At 73.3% G+C, this 17,391-nt stretch carries 15 protein-coding genes; 9 read left to right on the top strand and 6 right to left on the bottom strand.

The annotated features are described in order from the left end of the window. Positions 1–138: 138 nt before the first annotated feature. From ABD324_RS00180 to ABD324_RS00205, 6 genes are read left to right on the top strand one after another with little or no spacing between them, the layout of a single operon-like run. On the top strand, positions 139–2,286 hold the full coding sequence (locus tag ABD324_RS00180; RefSeq protein ID WP_344411416.1) for a hydantoinase/oxoprolinase family protein: 2,148 nt from the start codon (positions 139–141) through the stop codon (positions 2,284–2,286). Continuing rightward, positions 2,283–4,580: a hydantoinase B/oxoprolinase family protein gene (locus ABD324_RS00185; RefSeq protein ID WP_344411417.1), complete on the top strand. Its 2,298-nt coding sequence runs from the start codon at positions 2,283–2,285 to the stop codon at positions 4,578–4,580. The genes ABD324_RS00180 and ABD324_RS00185 overlap by 4 nt, the downstream gene beginning before the upstream one ends. Beyond that, a complete protein-coding gene (locus tag ABD324_RS00190; protein WP_344411418.1) occupies positions 4,564–6,255 on the top strand; it encodes an AMP-binding protein in 1,692 nt (563 codons plus the stop codon). Before ABD324_RS00185 ends, ABD324_RS00190 begins: the two co-directional genes overlap by 17 nt. After that, positions 6,252–8,465: an oxidoreductase gene (locus tag ABD324_RS00195; RefSeq protein WP_344411419.1), complete on the top strand. Its 2,214-nt coding sequence runs from the start codon at positions 6,252–6,254 to the stop codon at positions 8,463–8,465. Before ABD324_RS00190 ends, ABD324_RS00195 begins: the two co-directional genes overlap by 4 nt. Continuing rightward, complete coding sequence (locus ABD324_RS00200) at positions 8,462–9,073, top strand: flavodoxin family protein (protein ID WP_344411420.1); 612 nt, start codon at positions 8,462–8,464, stop codon at positions 9,071–9,073. The genes ABD324_RS00195 and ABD324_RS00200 overlap by 4 nt, the downstream gene beginning before the upstream one ends. Continuing rightward, positions 9,070–10,197, top strand: a complete 1,128-nt coding sequence (locus ABD324_RS00205) for an FAD-dependent monooxygenase (RefSeq protein ID WP_344411421.1) — start codon at positions 9,070–9,072, stop codon at positions 10,195–10,197. The genes ABD324_RS00200 and ABD324_RS00205 overlap by 4 nt, the downstream gene beginning before the upstream one ends. 4 nt (positions 10,198–10,201) lie before the next feature. Here ABD324_RS00205 and ABD324_RS00210 read toward each other — a convergent pair whose 3' ends face one another. The 5 genes from ABD324_RS00210 to ABD324_RS00230 all read right to left on the bottom strand — a co-directional run bounded on the left by ABD324_RS00210 (position 10,202) and on the right by ABD324_RS00230 (position 13,960). Then, positions 10,202–10,801, bottom strand: a complete 600-nt coding sequence (locus ABD324_RS00210) for a TetR/AcrR family transcriptional regulator (RefSeq protein WP_344411422.1) — start codon at positions 10,799–10,801, stop codon at positions 10,202–10,204. Positions 10,802–10,855: 54 nt separating this feature from the next. Next, a complete protein-coding gene (locus tag ABD324_RS00215; protein ID WP_344411423.1) occupies positions 10,856–11,605 on the bottom strand; it encodes a 3-hydroxybutyrate dehydrogenase in 750 nt (249 codons plus the stop codon). After that, positions 11,602–12,471 (bottom strand): VOC family protein, encoded by an 870-nt coding sequence (locus ABD324_RS00220; RefSeq protein ID WP_344411424.1) that lies wholly within the window; start codon positions 12,469–12,471, stop codon positions 11,602–11,604. The genes ABD324_RS00215 and ABD324_RS00220 overlap by 4 nt, the downstream gene beginning before the upstream one ends. A 7-nt stretch (positions 12,472–12,478) precedes the next feature. Continuing rightward, positions 12,479–13,264, bottom strand: coding sequence for an alpha/beta fold hydrolase (locus tag ABD324_RS00225; RefSeq protein WP_344411425.1), 786 nt, complete (start codon positions 13,262–13,264; stop codon positions 12,479–12,481). Between the two features lie 90 nt (positions 13,265–13,354). Continuing rightward, positions 13,355–13,960 (bottom strand): TetR family transcriptional regulator, encoded by a 606-nt coding sequence (locus ABD324_RS00230; protein WP_344411426.1) that lies wholly within the window; start codon positions 13,958–13,960, stop codon positions 13,355–13,357. A gap of 99 nt (positions 13,961–14,059) precedes the next feature. Here ABD324_RS00230 and ABD324_RS00235 point away from each other — a divergent pair, with 99 nt between their 5' ends. The 3 genes from ABD324_RS00235 to ABD324_RS00245 are packed head-to-tail and all read left to right on the top strand — an operon-like array spanning position 14,060 to position 16,743. Then, entirely contained in the window at positions 14,060–14,461 is a 402-nt protein-coding gene (locus tag ABD324_RS00235) for a nuclear transport factor 2 family protein (RefSeq protein ID WP_344411427.1), read from the top strand. A 33-nt stretch (positions 14,462–14,494) separates the two neighbouring features. Beyond that, entirely contained in the window at positions 14,495–16,219 is a 1,725-nt protein-coding gene (locus tag ABD324_RS00240; RefSeq protein WP_344411428.1) for a CocE/NonD family hydrolase, read from the top strand. Further along, the gene (locus tag ABD324_RS00245) at positions 16,216–16,743 is read left to right on the top strand and encodes a nuclear transport factor 2 family protein (protein ID WP_344411429.1); all 528 of its coding nucleotides are present in this window, start codon (positions 16,216–16,218) and stop codon (positions 16,741–16,743) included. Before ABD324_RS00240 ends, ABD324_RS00245 begins: the two co-directional genes overlap by 4 nt. Here ABD324_RS00245 and ABD324_RS00250 read toward each other — a convergent pair. Beyond that, a complete protein-coding gene (locus ABD324_RS00250; RefSeq protein ID WP_344411430.1) occupies positions 16,725–17,381 on the bottom strand; it encodes a TetR/AcrR family transcriptional regulator in 657 nt (218 codons plus the stop codon). The two genes, ABD324_RS00245 and ABD324_RS00250, sit on opposite strands and share 19 nt — an antisense overlap. Positions 17,382–17,391: the final 10 nt, after the last annotated feature.

Below are 17,391 nucleotides of genomic sequence, written 5' to 3' on the forward strand. Positions count from 1 at the left end.
TTCCCGGACCGCCCCGAGTTCCCGCACGGCCGTCAGTGCCCGCACAGCCCTCAGTACCCGCACAGCCGTCAGTACCCGCACTGCCGTGAGTACCCCGAACGCCCTGAGTGCGCAGCGTCGCGCGGAGAGGTGCCAGCCATGTCCTATGTGATCGGAATCGACGTCGGGGGAACGTTCACCGACGCCGTCGCGGCCCGCGACGACGGCACCATGATCTCGACCAAGACCCCCTCCACCCCGCCGGACTACGCCGAGGGCGTGGTCACCGTCCTCGACGACCTGGCCGGTCGCATCGGCACGGACCTGCGGGGCCTGCTCGCGGACACCGACTACATCGCCCACGGCACCACGTCCACGCTCAACGCGCTGGTGATCGGCGACGTCGGCCGCGTCGGCTGGCTGACGACCGTGGGGCACCGGGACTCGATCTACATCATGAACGTGGTCGGCCGCTACGCCGGCCAGGGCCCGGAGCAGGTGCAGGACATCCTCGCGACCCGCAAGCCCGCCCCGCTCGTCCCGAAGCGGCGCGCGAAGGAGGTGATCGAGCGGATCGACTACAAGGGCTCGGTCATCGTGCCGCTCGACGAGGACCATGCCCGCGAGGCGATCCGCGAGCTGCTCGCCGAGGACGTCGAGGCGATCGCGGTGTCCACGCTCTGGTCCTTCCGCAACCCCGCGCACGAGCGCCGGCTGCGCGAGCTCGTGCACGAGCAGGCCCCGGGCATGTACGTCACGCTGTCCAGCGAGCTCTCCCCGCGCATCCGCGAGTTCTCCCGCAACGCCACCACGATCATGAGCACCCAGGTCGGGCCCACGCTGTCGCGCTACCTGGAGCCGCTCACCGACCGGCTGCGGGACCAGGGCCTGCGCGGCCCGCTGCTCGTCATGCAGGGCACCGGCGGCACCCTCGCCGCGCACGAGGCGCCGAAGACCGCGATCACCACCGTCGGCTCGGTCCTCTCCGGCGGCGTCACGGGCGCGACCCGGCTCGCCGAACAGCTCGGGCACCGCAACGTGATCTGCACGGACGTCGGCGGCACGACGTTCCTCGTCGGCCTCGTCGTGGACGGCGCCCCGCTGCAGACCACCACCACGGTGATCAACCAGCACATCATCGACGTCCCCATGCTGAGGGTGCAGGCCATCGGCTCCGGCGGCGGCGCGATCGCGCACCTCGACGCCGGCGGGAACCTGCGGGTCGGCCCGCGCAGCGCCCAGGCGGTGCCCGGCCCCGCCTGCTACGACCAGGGCGGCACCGTGCCGACGGTCACCGACGCCGATCTCGTGCTCGGCATCCTCAACCCGGACAACTTCCTGGGCGGGCGCAAGAAGCTCTCCGTGGAGCGGGCCCGGGCCGCGATCGAGGAACACGTCGCCGCCCCCCTGGGGCTCGACGTCGAGGCGGCCGCCGCCGCGATCTTCGCGGTGCAGAACGCGCAGACCTCCGACCTGGTGCGCAAGGTCGTCGTCGAGTCCGGTGAGGACCCCCGCGACTTCGTGATGTACGCCTTCGGCGGCGCCGGACCGGTGCACTGCTTCGCCTACGGCGCGGAGCTCGGCGTGCAGTCCACCGTGGTCCCGCTCGGCCCGTCGGCCGCCGCGTTCTCCGCGTACGGGCTCGCCGCCAGCAACGTCGGCGTGGTCAAGGAGGTGTCCGAGCCCGGGACGTTCCCGGTGCCCGCCCTCGCCGTGACCAAGACCTTCGAGGACCTGGAGGCCGAGGCCCGGACCGCCCTGGAGCGCCAGGGCGTGGAGCTGGTGGACATCGAGCTCCGCCGCGAGGTCGACGTCCGGTACACGATGCAGCTCGCCGAGCTGCCCACCCCGGTCCCGTCGGGGCCCCTGACCGACGCCGACCTCGCCGAGGTCATCGCGGCCTTCGAGGCCCGCTATGCGCGGACCTTCGGGGAGGGCACCGGTTTCTCGGCCGCCGGCTTCCAGTTCATCACCTACCGCGTCCACGCCACCGGGGTGCTGCCCTCGAGCGTCACCCTGCCCGACGCCGAGCCCGGCACCGGCGAGTCCGTGGAGGCGGCGCTCACCGGCACCCGCCGCGCCCTGCTCGATCCCACGCGCGGCTTCGAGGACACCCCCGTCTACGACTACCGCAGGCTGCGCCCGGGCCACCGGTTCACCGGGCCGGCGATCGTCGAGGTCCCCACGACCACCGTGGCCGTGTCGCACTCCGACACCGCCGAGATCGACCGCTTCGGCAACCTCGTCCTGACCCACGGCGTCCCGAACCAGAACGGACCGACCCACTCCACCGAGGAGTCCCGATGACGTACCCGGTTCCCGGCTCCGAGATCTTCAACAGCCGCCCCGTCGATCCCGAGGTCCTGCGCGCGGGCGTGCCCGCGAGCCTGCGCCTGCACACCGTGGGCCAGGACGTGGTCGACAACCTGGACCCGCTGACCTACGAGGTCATCCGGCACCGCCTCTGGTCCATCACCGACGAGATGGGCGAGACCCTCAAGCGGATGTCCGGCTCCGTCGTGGTCACCGAGGCCAACGACTTCGACTTCGCCCTGTGCGACGAGGTGGGCCAGGAGGTGCAGATCGGCCTCTACAACACCTTCCTGTCCGCCTCGCTCGATCTCGCCGTCTACTGGACGCTGCAGAACCGCGCGGAGAACCCGGGGATCGACGAGGGCGACATGTTCCTCTGCAACGACCCGTGGGTCGGCGGGGGCCTGCACCAGAACGACGCCACGGTCTACGCGCCGTTCTTCTTCGACGGCGAGCTGTTCGGCTGGTCGTCGGCCGTGGCCCATCAGCTCGACGTGGGCGGCGTCGCGCCCGGCTCGTGGACCCCCCGCGCCCAGGACGTGTTCTGGGAGTCCCTGCCCACGCCGCCGATCAAGGTCGTCCGCAACAACGTGCTGCAGCGCGACGTCGCCGAGATGTGGACCCGCCGCTCGCGGACCCCGATGCTGCTCTCGCTGGACCTGCGGGCCAAGGTGGGCGCGAACATCACGGCCCAGACCCGGCTGCGCCGGCTGCTGGAGACCTACGGCGCGGACACCGTCAAGGCCGTGATGAAGCGGATCATGGACGACGCCGAGCAGCGGCTGCGCGCCAAGCTGCGCGAGCTCCCGGACGGTACCTGGCACGCCCAGGGCTACCAGGAGCACTCCGGGCAGGACGACCGCGGCATCTACAAGATCGTCCTGGCCATGACGAAGACCGGCGACCGGCTGACCTTCGACTTCCGCGGCACCGCCGCCCAGACCGGGATGATCAACTGCCCGTACTCGGGGGTGCGGGCCGGGATCATGTCCGCGCTGCTCCCGGTGCTCGCCGGGGACATCCCGTGGGCGGGCGGCGGCCTGATGCGCTGCTTCGACATCATCGCGGACGAGGGGACGATGATCAACGCGTCCTTCCCGGCCGCCGTCGGCAAGGGTCCCGTCGGACCGGCGTGGGCGGCCGGCAACCTCGTCAACGAGTGCCTGGCCAAGATGCTCGACGCGCACCCGGCCTCGCGGAAGTCCGTGCAGTCGGTGTGCGGCGGGACCTTCGACATGGTCGCGCTCGCCGGCGTGGACCAGCGGCAGTACCCGTTCGTCTCGCTCGTCATGGACACGATGGCGGGCGGCTACGGCGCCGGCGTCGACCGGGACGGCGTGGACACCGGCGGCATGTTCGTCATCCCGATGGGCCGCGCGCCCGACGCCGAGATGACCGAGTTCACCTCGCCGGTGCTGCTGCTGTGGCGCCGCGAGGAGACGGACTCGGGCGGGCCCGGCGCGCAGCGCGGCGGGGTGTCCGGCTCGGTGTGCATCGTCCCGCACGACACGCCCGCCCCGCTCGGCGGCGTGTTCTCCGGCTCCGGCAAGGCCACCACCATGAACGCCGGGCTCGCGGGCGGGTACCCGGGCAACACCCAGCTCGACATCATCCTGCGGGGCGCGGACGCGTGGGACCTGCTCGCCGCCGGGCGCGTCCCACGGAACCTCGAGGAGGTCGGCGGGACCCGCGACATCATGGGCGGCGAGGTCGAGACCGGGATCGGGCTCGGGGACGCGATCTTCGTGCACTGGCAGAGCGGCGGCGGCTACGGCGACCCGCTGCGGCGCGATCCCGCGGCCGTGGCGGAGGACGTGCGCGAGGCCAAGGTCTCCGCGGAGGCCGCCGCCACCGTCTACGGCGTGGTGATCGACGCCGACGGCGCGGTGGACGCCGCGGCCACGAACGCCCGCCGCGACGGCGTGCGTGCCGACCGGCGCACCGCGGCGGGGATCACCGGACCCGCGGCCACGGCGTCCACCGTGGAGGGTGAGCAGCTCGACGACAACCAGACCCTGGACGGCGGGACCGTCCGCTGCCGGCACTGCGGCACCGGGCTGGGCACGTTCGGCGAGGCCTACCTGGCCGAGCTCCCCCGGATCGAGACCGGGCCCTCCGGTGCGGGTCCGCACGTGTGGGCAGATCCGACGACCTATGTGGACGAGCCGGTCGTGTTCCGCCAGGTGCTCTGCCCGGGCTGCGCCACGGCCCTGCTCAGCCAGGTCGTGCCGGCCGACCACCCGCTGCCGGCCGACACGGTCACGGGGCACCATGCCCACGCCCACTGACCGTCCGTTCCCGGCGTGGCCCGCCGACCGCGCGGCTCGGTACCGGGCGGCGGGCGCCTGGGCCGACACCACGATCGGCGCCGAGCTGGCGGCCACCGCGCTCCGGTTCCCGGACCGGACCGCGGTGGTGGACGCCGACCGCCGGCTCACCTACGCCGAGCTCGACCGCGCGGCCACCGCGGTGGCGCTGGGGCTGCTCGGCCCCGGCGTCGTTCCCGGGCCCGGTGCCGTCTCCGGGCCCGGCCTCGTCCCGGGCGACGTGGTGGTCGTGCAGTCGGGCAACGTCGTCGAGACCGTCGTGGCGTTCTACGGGCTGGTGCGCGCGGGGCTGGTCCCGGTGTGCGCGCTGCCCCAGCACGGGGAACGGGACATCGCCGACCTCTGCACGATCTCCGGCGCCCGCGCGCACCTCGTGCAGGCCGACTGGGCGCGGTCCGACCTCCCCGCGGCCGCCGGCCGGCTCCGGGAGACCCACGGGACCCGCGTCCTGACCGTGCGCGGCCGGGTGCCCGGCGGCATCGCGCTGGAGGACCTGCTCGACGGAGCCGCCCCGGACGGCCCGGCGCTCCCCCGGCCCGACGCCGAGGGGCTCGCGGTGCTGCAGCTCTCCGGGGGCACGACCGGTACCCCGAAGCTAATCCCCCGGGTGCACTGCGACTACGTCTGCAACGCCCGGGCCTGGGTGGACCGCTGGGGCTGGGACGAGCACGTCGTCTCGATCCACGCCCTGCCCGTCGCGCACAACGCGGGGATCGCGCTCAGCGTGCTGCCCGCGATGCTCGCGGGGGGCACGCTCGTCCTGGCCCCGGGCGCGGACGCGGCCACGGTGGCCCGGATGATCGAGCGCGAGGGTGCCACCGACATGGTGGCGAACGCGACCGTCGCCTACCGGCTGCTCGAGTCGCCGGAGGCCGACGCCGGGGCACTGCGCTCGTTGCGGCGCCTCAGCGTCGGGCCGCAGACGCCCGAGTACGCGGCGCGGCTGGAGTCCGAGCTGGGCATTCGGGCGCTCGGGGTGTTCGGCATGGGCGAGGGGCTGATCATGGGCACCCCGTGGGACGCACCGTACGAGGTCCGGCTGTCCACGGTGGGCACCCCGATCCATCCGCTGGACGAGGTCCGGATCGTCGACGTCGACACCGACGACGACCTCGTGGACGTCGCGCCGGGCGAGGTCGGCGAGCTCATCTGCCGTGGCCCGTACACGATCCCGGGCTTCTACGCCGCGCCGGAGCACGACGCCCGGGCCTTCACCGAGGACGGCTACTACCGCACCGGCGACCTCGCCCGCGCCCACGACGTCGGCGGCACGACCTACTACTCCATCGAGGGGCGGATCAAGGACAACGTCAACCGCGGCGGCGAGAAGATCCACGCCGACGAGATCGAGCGGCTCCTCGTCACCCACCCCGCCGTCGCCGAGGTGGCCGTGGTCGGCATGCCGGACCCGGAGCTGGGCGAACGCCTCTGCGCCTTCGTCGTGCCGCGGACCGGGGCCGCGCCCCCGACGGTGCCGGACCTGGCGGAGTTCCTGCTCGGGCTGGGGCTGGCGAAGTTCAAGCTGCCCGAGCGGGTGGAGATCCGCGACGCGCTCCCGGTGACGACCGTCCGGAAGGTCGCCAAGAAGGCCCTGCGGGAGGACATCGCCGCGATCCTGACCAGGGAACGCGGATGACCACCCTGCCCGTGGAGCGGCTCGGGCCCTGGCTGCCCGATCTCGAACCGCCGTTCACCGCGGAGCTGATCGCGGGCGGGCGGTCCAACCTGACCTACCGCGTGACCGACGCGGTGGGGCGCCGGGTCGCCGTCCGCAGGCCGCCCGCCACCGTGGAGGTCGCGGGCGCGCACGACATGGCCCGCGAGCACCGCGTCCAGGCCGCCCTGCACGGCACCGCCGTGCACGTCCCGACCCCGCTCGCCCTGTGCGAGGACCCCGGCCCGATCGGCGCCCCGTTCCTGGTGACGGAGTTCGTGGAGGGGCCCGTCGTCCGGGACACGGCGGCGGCCGCGGCGCTGACCCCGCAGGCCCGCCGGCGCATCGGGTTCGCGCTGGTGGACGAGCTCGTCGCGCTGCACCGCACCGAGCCCACCGCGATCGGGCTCGGCGACCTGGGCCGGCCGGACGGCTACCTCGCCCGGCAGCTGCGCCGCTGGTCGGGGGCGATCACCGGCGACTCGACGACCGCGACGCTGCTCCGCGAGGGCCATAGGGCGCTGCGGGCCGAGCTGCCCGACTCGGCCGCGGCCCTGCTGCACGGGGACTTCCGGCTCGACAACGTGATCGTGTCGGAGGCCGGGGAGATCCGGGCCGTCCTCGACTGGGAGCTGTCCACCCGGGGCGACCCGCTGACCGACCTCGGCTGGCTGCTCCTCTACTGGCGTCCCGGACCCGGGCTGGACTTCCTCCCCGGCGGCAGCGAGCTCGAGGGCTTCCCCACCGCCGCCGAGCTCGCCGGCCGCTACGCCGCCGGCACCGGAGCCGACCTCGGGAGGCTCGGCTACTACCTCGGCTTCGCGGCCTGGCGGCTCGCGGCGATCACCCTCGGCGTGCGCGACCGGTACCGCGGCGGATCCGGCTCGGGATCCACGGTGGACGTCGACCGGCTGGACACCGAGGCCGAGCTCCTCGCCGCCGCCGCGCTGCGCCACCTCTGGCTGCGCCCCTCCCCGTCCCCCCGATCGTCAGGAGACCGACCGATGCCCGACGCCGTGGCCGCCGCGGACCGGCCGTTGCTGTTCACGCCGCTGCGGCTGCGCGAGCTGACGGTCCGCAACCGGATGTGGCTGTCCCCCATGTGCCAGTACAGCGTCGAGGCCCGGGACGGCGTGCCCACGGACTGGCACCTCGTCCATCTCGGCGGCCGCGCGGCGGGCGGGTTCGGACTGGTCATGACCGAGGGCACGGCGGTGACCCCGCAGGGCCGGATCAGCCCGCAGGACACCGGCCTGTGGGACGACGACCAGGCCGCGGCGTGGGCCCGGGTCGTCGCGTTCGTGCAGGGGCAGGGCGCGGCGGCCGGTGTCCAGCTCGCCCACGCCGGGCGCAAGGCGTCGACCTGGGCGATGGCGCTCAAGCGGGACGGGACCATCCCCGCGGCCGACGGGGGCTGGCCGCCCGTGGCCCCCTCCCCCGTCGCGTATCCCGGGCTCGACGTGCCGCACGAGCTGGCGCCTGAGGAGATCGCCGGGATCGTGGCGGCGTTCGGCGCCGCGGCCGGGCGGGCGGACCGGGCCGGCTTCGACCTCGTCGAGCTGCACGGGGCGCACGGCTACCTGATCCACCAGTTCCTCTCGCCGCTGTCCAACGTCCGCACCGACGCCTACGGGGGCTCGTTCGAGAACCGCACGCGGTTCCTCCGGGAGGTCGTCGTGGCGGTGCGGGAGTCCTGGCCGGCGGGCAAGCCCCTGTCCGTCCGGTTCTCGGGCAGCGAGTGGGCCGCCGGCGGATGGACGCTGGCGGAGACCGGGGAGCTCGCGCGGCAGCTCCGGCCGCTGGGGGTGGACCTCGTCGACGTCTCCTCCGGAGGGGTCGTGCCGCCGCAGGAGCGGATCACGGTCGGCCCCGGCTACCAGGTGGGGTTCGCCTCGGAGGTCCGGACGCTCTCCGGGCTGCCCACCGCGGCCGTCGGCATGATCACCGAGCCCGCGCAGGCCGAGCAGGTCCTCGCCGACGGCGGGGCGGACGTCCTGCTGTTCGGCCGGGTCGCGCTGCGCGAGCCCGCCTGGCCGCTGCGCGCCGCCGCCGAGCTCGGCGTGCCGCGGGACGACGCGCCGTATCCCACGCAGTACACGAAGGGCGCCTGGCCCCGGACCGACCCGGCACGGACGGCGGCACGAACGGCGGCACGGATTCCGGCACGGACACGAGGGAACGCGGACCGATGACATCTGTAGGGATCGTCTACCACAGCGGGTTCGGGCACACCGCCGCGCTCGCCCGGGCCGTCGGCGAGGGCGCGCTGTCGGTACCGGGGACCGCCGCGCGGCTGGTCTTCGCCGAGGACGCGGCCCGCGACCCGGACGCGCTCGGCGCCTACGACGCACTGGTCCTGGGCTGCCCGACCTACATGGCGGGTCCCTCGGCCCCGTTCAAGGAGTTCCTCGACGCCACGTCGGCCATCTGGCTGCGGCAGGGCTGGAAGGACAAGCTGGCCGCCGGGTTCACCACGTCCGGCGGGTACAGCGGCGACAAGCTCAGCACCCTGACGCAGCTGATGCTCTTCGCGATGCAGCACGGGATGGTCTGGGTGGGACTGGGCCTGCCGGACGGCGGTGGCTCCGGCACCGCCCCGCCCGACAGCCTCAACCGGCTCGGCGCGTACGCGGGCGCGATGGCGAAGTCCGATACCGACCTGGGTCTGGAGGGCACCCACGACAGCGACGTGGCGACGGCGGCGGCGCTGGGCAGGCGGGTGGCGGTCTGCGCGCAGCGCTGGCAACGCGAACCCGTTGTGTCACAGAAGGTCCCGCAGACGGAGAGGCCGGCGCGATGAAGGTCCTGGTGGTCGGAGGGGGCCCGGGCGGGCTGTTCTTCGGCATCCTGCTGAGGCGGGCCCGGCCCGACGTGGCGGTCCACGTCGTCGAGCAGAACCCGGAGGGCGCGAGCTACGGCTGGGGCATCGGGCTGACCGACTCCGCCCTCGACGCGCTGCGCCCCTCCGCCCCCGACGTGGTCGACGACCTCGCCGCCGACATCGACGTCACCGACCAGATGGAGGTCGGCCTCGACGGCGAGACCCTGCGCGTCACGGCGTCCGCCTTCTCCCGCACCGGCCGGATCCAGCTGCTGGCGACCCTGCAGCGCTGGGCCCGGGCCGAGGGCGTGACATTCGCCTTCGCGCAGCGGCTCGAGGACTCCGCCGAGCTCGCGGGCTGGGACCTCGTCGTGGGCGCGGACGGCGTCAACAGCCGAGTCCGGGACATCTACGCCGACGTGTTCAAACCGGAGATCAGCTTCGGCAACAACTGGTTCGCCTGGTACGGCACGTCGCGGCTGTTCACGGCGCCGTCGATCATCGTGCTGCGGCGGCCCGAGGGCGTCGCCGTCAGCCACGCCTCCCAGTACACCGCGGACCGCAGCAACTTCGTGGTCGAGCTGACCCCGCGGGTCTTCCGCTCCGGGGGTTTCGAGCACCTGGACGAGGAGGAGTCCCGGCGCCGCTGCGAGGCGATGTTCGCCGGCTCGCTCGAAGGGCACCCCCTCTACACGAACAAGTCGCTGTGGTTCCAGCCGAAGTTCGTCCGGTGCACGGGCTCCTGGAGCCACGAGAACGTGACGCTGCTGGGCGACGCGCTGCACACCGTCCACCCCTCGCTGGGCTCGGGGACCCGCTTCGCGATGCGGGACGCCGCCTACCTCGTCGAGGCACTGGCCGCCGCGGGCTGGGACGTGCCGCGCGGGCTGCGCGGCTACGAGGAGAGCCGGCGGGGCACCGCCGAGGCCTTCCAGCGTGCCGCGGTGCGCAGCATCGGCTGGTACGAGGGCCTGCAGAGCCGCCCGCCCCGCGACCTCACCACGATGACGCTCGAGTACATCATGCGGACCGGCCGGGTGCGCTACGAGGAGTTCCGCCGGAACAACCCGGAGATGATGCGGGCCTACGAGGAGCTGCGGTAGGAGCTCAGGGCCGGTGCGAACCGGGCACGGAGCGGGACCACAGCAGGCCCTCGACACCGTCGAGGAAGGTCGTGCTCACGGTCTCCGGATCGGCCAGGCAGCCGGCCGCCATCGCGCCGTCCCGGAGCATGACGAAGTGTCGGCCCGCGTTGCCCGCCGGGCCCTCGCCGACCCGGGAGAACAGGTCGGTCACGGCGCCGAGGAACCAGTCCCGGTGCTCGGCGACGCGCCGGCGCACGGGGTGCTCGGGATCGGGGTACTCGGCCGCGGCGTTGAGGAAGGCGCACCCGCGGAAGCCCTCGCGCCTGATGTCCGCTGCGATGTCCGAGGCGACGGCGCGGACGAGCTCCTCGGCCGGCCCGCCCGCCTCCTCGGTCCTCGCGAACCGGGCCCGCAGGCCGCGGTCGGCCGCCTCCAGGTAGGAGACGACCAGGTCCTCCTTGCCCGGGAAGTGCCGGTAGAACGTCGCCCGGGTCGTGTCCGCCTCGGTGATGATGCGGTCGACCCCGACCGAGTGCAGTCCCTCGGCGTAGAAGATCCGGCTCGCCGTGCCCAGGAGCCGCGACCGCGCCTCGGACGGACGTCCACTTGTGCTGCCCTTCATCACCTCACGGTATCAGAAAGAACGTTCGTTCTCGACCCGTTCGGGGGACGCCTCCTATGAGGCCGTCCACCCGCCGTCCAGCACGAACCGCGAGCCCGTGACGGAGGCGGCCTCCGGCGAGCAGAGGTAGGCGACCGCGGCCGCGACCTCCGCCGGCTCGATGAGCCGCTTGACCGCGGACCGCTGGAGCAGGACGGTCGACACGACCTCCTCCTCGTCGAGCCCGTGGACCCGGGCCTGGTCCGCCAGCTGCTTCTCCACCAGCGGCGTCCGCACGTACCCCGGGCACACGCAGTTGCTGGTCACCCCGTGCTCGGCGCCCTCGAGCGCGAGCACCTTCGACAGACCCTCGAGCCCGTGCTTGGCGCTGACGTAGGCCGACTTGTACGCGCTCGCCCGCAGCCCGTGCACGCTCGAGATGTTCACGATCCGGCCCCAGCCCTGCGCGTACATGTGCGGCAGCGCGGCCCTGGCCAGCAGGAACGGCGCCTCGAGCATGAGCCGCAGCATGAAGGCGAAGCGGGTCGGATCGAAGTCCTCGACCGGGGCGACGTGCTGGATCCCGGCGTTGTTGACCAGGATGTCGGCCTCGAGGCGCAGGTCGGCCAGCTCGTCGGTCCGGCTCAGGTCCAGGACCAGCGCCTCGCCCCCGATCCGCTCCGCCACCTGCGCGGCGCCGTCCGCGTCGACGTCCACGACCACCACGGACGCCCCGAGCTCGGCCAGCCGGGTCGCGGCCGCCGCGCCGATCCCGCTCGCCGCACCGGTCACGACCGCCCGGCGGCCGGTCAGGCCCCCGCTCACGACGTCGGCCCGGCGAACGGGTTCGCCGCGGTGTGGTGGTGGCCCCAGACGTCCGACGTCCCGAAGTCGTGCGGGACCCAGTCGTCGCCGACCTCGATCCCCCCGCACCCGATCTCGAGATGGAAGCCGCTGGGGTTGCGCACGTAGAAGGAGATCGCCTTGTCGTTCATGTGTCTACCCAAGCTGATGGAGATCGGCACCTCGTCGGCGAGGGCCCTGTCGTAGGAACGCCCGACGTCGTCGAGGGACTCGTGCTCGAGCTCGAGATGGTGGATGGACGGCGAGTCCGCCCTGGCCAGCGCGATGCTGTGGTGGGTCCGGTTGCACCGGTAGAAGTACAGGCCCGGCGCGCGGTAGTCGGTGAGCCGGAACTCCAGCACCGTCTCGTACAGGTCGCGCAGCTCCGCGAGGGCCGGCCCGGCCAGCACGAGGTGGCCGAGACCGGTGATCCCGCGCCCACCGTCCGCCGGACGGGCCGGTGCGGAACGCACCTTCGCCTCGCCGACGGCCAGCTCCACGCGGTAGCCGCCGGGGTCGGTGAACCAGCGGAGCCGGGTCGCGCCCCGCAGCTCCGCCTCCTCCGGGGTGCCGTCAGCGACGGGGTACCCGGCCTCCTCCAGCCGGCGGGTCAGCCGGTCGAGCTCGGCCGGTGAGTCGACGATCCAGCCGATCTGCCGGGGGACGTCCTCGGCGGCGGGATACAGCGCGAGGCGGTACCTGAACTCGTCCAGCTCGGCCAGCAGCACCTCCTGGGAACCGATCTTGTCCGCCGTGACACCGACGCCCAGCGTGCGGCCGAGCAGCTCGGTCCAGGCGTCGATGTCGGTGACGTCCAGCCCGACATACCCGAGTCTGCGGATGCCCACCGTGGCCCTACCCCTCGTCCGTCAGGAACTCGCGGACGATCCGGTTGAACTCCGGCGCCCGCTCGTACTGCACCCAGTGCCGGCAGCGCGGCAGGACCCGCAGCTCCGCGTCCGGGATGCCGTGCAGGATGGTCGGCGCCCAGGTCAGCGGGACGGTCTGGTCCTCGCGGCCCCACACCAGCAGCGTCCGGGCCTTGATCTTCGGCAGGTCGGGCGTGAGGTCGCCGAAGGTCGGCGGGATGGGCAGCTCGGGGTGCGCGCGCAGGCTCGACTCGTACCGCTCGTCGATCAGCGCGTCCGTCGCCAGTGCCTGGTCGAACACCATGAGCTTCACGAACTCGGCCATCGCCTCGCGCGAGGGCTTCTCCGCCGCCATGTAGTCGAACAGGTGCGCCAGCCCGACCGGCCACGGCGGGGCGTCGGTGGGGAGCACACCGCCCGGCGCCATGAGGACGAGCCGGCCGACCCGCTCCGGCGCGGTCACCGCGATCCGCATGGCGACGCCGCCGCCGTAGGAGTTGCCGACCAGGTGCGCCCGCTCGATCCCGAGGGCGGTCATCGCGCGCAGCACCCGCTCCGCGGCGTGGTGGATCAGCGGCTCGTCCGACTCCGGCCGGGGCGAGGCGCCCCAGCCCGGTAGGTCGACCACGATGTTGCGGTGGTCGGCGAAGGCGGGGACCGTCGCCCCGAAGTTGCTGGCCCCCGTCGCCCCGGGCCCCGAGCCGTGCAACCACACGACCGGATCGCCCGCACCGGACTCCGTGTAGGCGAGCACGCCGTCACCGACGTCCACGGTACTTGTCACTGTGACCTCACCGTCCCTGTGTATGTAACGCTCACTATAGACGGTCGGAGGGCGATCCGACAGCGACGAGACGTCCGGTCAGCGCCTTCTCGTGGCGTCGTTCACGATCCTCGCCAGCACCCGGCGCCGCTCCTCGGGGCTCTCGTTCGCCACGTCGCCCAGCATCAGGGCGATGGCCGACGGCACCGCCAGCCACCACGCCGCGAGCGCGCGGGCGACGTAGAGCAGGTGCGCCGGGGCGACGTCGGCCCGCAGGACCCCGGCAGCCTGCGCCCGGGCCACGGCGCCGACGTCCTGCGCGTAGTGCCCGGACCGCTCCTCGGCCGCCGCCACCGACGCCCGGTCGGCCTGCAGCGGGTCCGGGTCGAGCCCCTCCCAGAGCAGCAGCCGCAGGTAGTGCGGGTAGGTCCGGTGGTACTCGAACACCCGCCCGGCGAACTCTCCCAGGTCCGCGGCCTGCTCGTCGGTCAGCGGGACCGCGGCGGCGAGCCTGGTCATCTCCTGCTCCAGCACGGCGGCGAACAGCTTCTGCTTGCTGCCGAAGTACTGGTAGATGCGCTCCTTGTTGACCCCGGCCGCGGCGGCGACCCGGTCCACCCGGGCGCCGAGGGGGCCGTGCCGGCTGTACTCGACCACCGCGGCGTCCAACAGCAGCTGCTTCGTGCGAGCGGTGTCCCAGGCCACCGCCCGACGGTACCAATCTCCAACTGACGAGTTGCAATCGTCCCGGCTCCGGAGCAGAATCCAACTCGCCAGTTGTAGTTTCGACCGCCGGAGATGACCGTGACCAGCTCAGCGACCAGGGCGACCGTCGAGGACCTCTTCGCGGAGGTCTCCCGGACCGGATTCGGTGCGGGCTTCCAGGATCGGCTCTCCGACGATCTCGTCTTCACCGTCACCGGTACCTCACCGCTGGCCGGGCGCTACCCGAGCAGGGCGGAGTACCAGGAGAAGGTGCTGGCGCGCCTGCACGAGCGCGTGGCCACCCCGATCCGCCCGACCGTCGAGCAGGTGCTCGTGGACGGCGAGTGGGCGACCGTGCTCTTCCGGACCGAAGGGGTCCGCGGGCACAACGGCGCCGACTTCGGCATGCGGTACTGCTGGGTGCTGCGCGTCGTCGACGACCTGGTCGTCGAGATCACCGGCTTCTACGACAGCACGAAGATGCTCGACCTGTTCGCCTGACCCCTGTTCGTGCCGGACGAAGGAGTGCGCACGATGATCATCGAACGCGACGTGGCCGTGCCGTGCGACGACGGCACGGTGCTGCGAGCCGACGTGTTCCGCCCGGACGGGCCGGACCCGGTTCCCGTCGTCATGACGCTGGGCCCCTACGGGAAGGGGGTGCGGTACGAGGACGGCTACGCCCCGCAGTGGAACTGGCTGGTCACGACCTACCCGCAGGTGCTGCCCGGGTCCACCCGCTCGTTCATGACGTGGGAGACCGTCGATCCGGAGACCTGGGTGCCGTGGGGCTACGCCGTCGTCCGCGTCGACTCGCGCGGTGCGGGCCGCTCCCCCGGCCGGCTGGACATCTTCTCCCCGCGCGAGGTCCGCGACTACCACGACGCGATCGAGTGGGCGGGCACGCAGCCGTGGAGCACCGGCAAGGTCGGCCTGAACGGGATCTCCTACTACGCGATCAACCAGTGGCTGGTCGCGGCCCAGCAGCCACCGCACCTGGCCGCCATGATCCCGTGGGAGGGCGCCGCGGACTTCTACCGCGACTGGGCACGCCACGGCGGGATCATGAGCAACGGCTTCACCGAGACCTGGTACCCCCGGCAGGTGCTGTCCGTGCAGCACGGCAACCCGGACGGGCTCGTCGACCCGTGGACGGGCGAGCGGGCCACCGGCCCGGAGAGCCTCACCGCGGACGAGCTGGCCGCCCGCCGCGGCGACCCGATCGCCGACGTCCTGGCCCGCCCGCTCGACGGCGACTTCTACCGGGAGCGCTCCGCCGACTGGTCGGCGGTGACCGTCCCGTTCCTCAGCGCCGCCAACTGGGCCGGCTACGGGCTCCATCCCCGTGGCAACTTCGAGGCCTTCACCCGGGCCGCCTCCGCGCAGAAGTGGCTCGAGGCGCACCCGGGCCGGCACGAGGAGTGGTTCTACCTCGAGCAGGGCATGGCGCTGCAGAAGCGGTTCCTCGACCACTTCCTGAAGGGCGAGGACAACGGCTGGGACCGCGAGCCGCCCGTCCTGCTGCACGTCCGCAGGCCGTTCACCACCGAGGTCGAGCCGCGGCCCGAGCAGGAGTGGCCGCTCGCGCGCACCCGCTGGACCCCGATCCACCTGTCGGCCGCCGACACCGCGCTGCGGTGGGACGCACCGGGGGAACCCGCCGCCGTCACCTTCGGGGCGGCCGGGGAGCCGGTCACCTTCGTGTCGGCCCCGCTGGACGCCGAGACCGAGCTGACCGGGCCGCTGGCGGCCACGTTGTTCGTGTCGTCCTCCACCGCGGACGCCGACCTGTTCCTCACCCTCCAGGCGTTCGCCCCGGACGGCCGGGAGGTGGAGTTCCCCGGCACGATCGACCCGCACACCCCGCTCGCACAGGGCTGGCTGCGGGCCTCGCACCGCAAGCTCGACCCGGCGCTGAGCCTGCCCCACCGGCCCTACCACAGCCACGACGAGCGGCAGCCCCTCGAACCCGGCGAGGTGTACCGGGTGGAGGTCGAGATCTGGCCGACCTGCGTCGTGCTGCCGGCCGGCTACCGGGTGGCGCTGCAGGTCGGTGGGCACGACTTCGAGCGCGAGCCCCCCGAGGACCCCAACGAGGCGTGGGTGTCGCGGGGCTCGGGTCCGTGGCTGCACACGCATGCGGAGGACCGGCCCACCGCGGCCTTCGCCGGCGAGACGACCATCCACACCGGTGGCGGGACCGCGTCGGCACTGTTGCTGCCGATCGTCCCGCCGCGCGACGGGAAGGACACCCCGTGACCGAGACCGGATCGCTCGAGGAGCGGCTGCGCGTCGTCGAGGACCGGCTGGCGATCTACACCGTGCTGGCCGCCCACCCCATGAGCGCCGACCTGGGCGAACGGGCCTTCGTCGAGTCGATCTACACGCCGGACTTCGTCTTCGACCGCGGCGCCGGCCTGCACGGGGCGGGGAGCCGGGACGAGATGGTCGACCTCGTGGAGAACGACGCCCACCGGGCCGCGATCGCCGGCGGCCTCGCGCACTTCGCGAGCCTGCCGCTCGTGGAGCTCGACGGCGACGCCGCGGTGGCGACCTCCTACCTCGCGTTCCTCACCCCGGACCCGCAGGGCGACGAGCGCGAGCTGCCCAACCACGGCCGCTCGACGGGCTTCCGCATCCATCGCGTCGTCGCCAACCGCTGGACCCTGGTCCGCGAGGCCGGCCGTTGGACCGTCACCTCACGCACGGTCCTGCCGATGGACGGCAGCGGGCCGGCGCTGGAGATGCTGCGCCGGACCGCCGGCTACTTCGCCGATCGCTGAGGGCCTCCGGACGATCCGTGGCCGCGCCGCTCGGCGAGGCCGCGGATCATCTCCACGAACGGCGCCACGTGCGAGCTGTAGCTCATGCCGTCGAAGCTGTTGGTCACCGCGAGCCCGTCCGTGACCGCCCGCCCCAGCACGGCGAGCTGGTCCACGAACTCCGCCTGCTCCGCCCCGAAGATCGGGGTCAGCGCGGACACCCAGGACGCGTGCGCGTAGTCCCGGATGCGCCGCACCGTGTCCCCCACCAGCTCGGTGTCCTTGTGCGAGCCGACGCTGATGGCCAGCAGCAGCCGCAGGTACTCCGGCCGCTGGTCCAGCGAGCGGCACGCCGCCGTGAACCAGGCCTCGAACCGCTCCAGCGGGTCGCCGGGGCCGTACGAGGTCGGGTCCGGGAAGGCCGCGTGGAGCTCGCCGAACGTGCGGTCGAGCAGCGCGGCGAGCACGCCCAGCTTGTTGCCGAAGTGGTAGTAGATCGAGCTGGCGGGCAGCCCGGACCGCGCGCACAGGTCCGAGATCACCATGCCGTCGTAGCCCCGGCTCGCGATCAGCTCCCTGGCGGCGTCGAGGATCAGCTCGCGGCTGCTCGCGGTGGCCACGGACCGATCAGCCGATGCCGAACCCGAACCCTTGGCCACGACGCCATGA

It is taken from the genome of Pseudonocardia ailaonensis (assembly GCF_039531635.1).
Taxonomy (GTDB): Bacteria; Actinomycetota; Actinomycetes; order Mycobacteriales; family Pseudonocardiaceae; genus Pseudonocardia; species Pseudonocardia ailaonensis.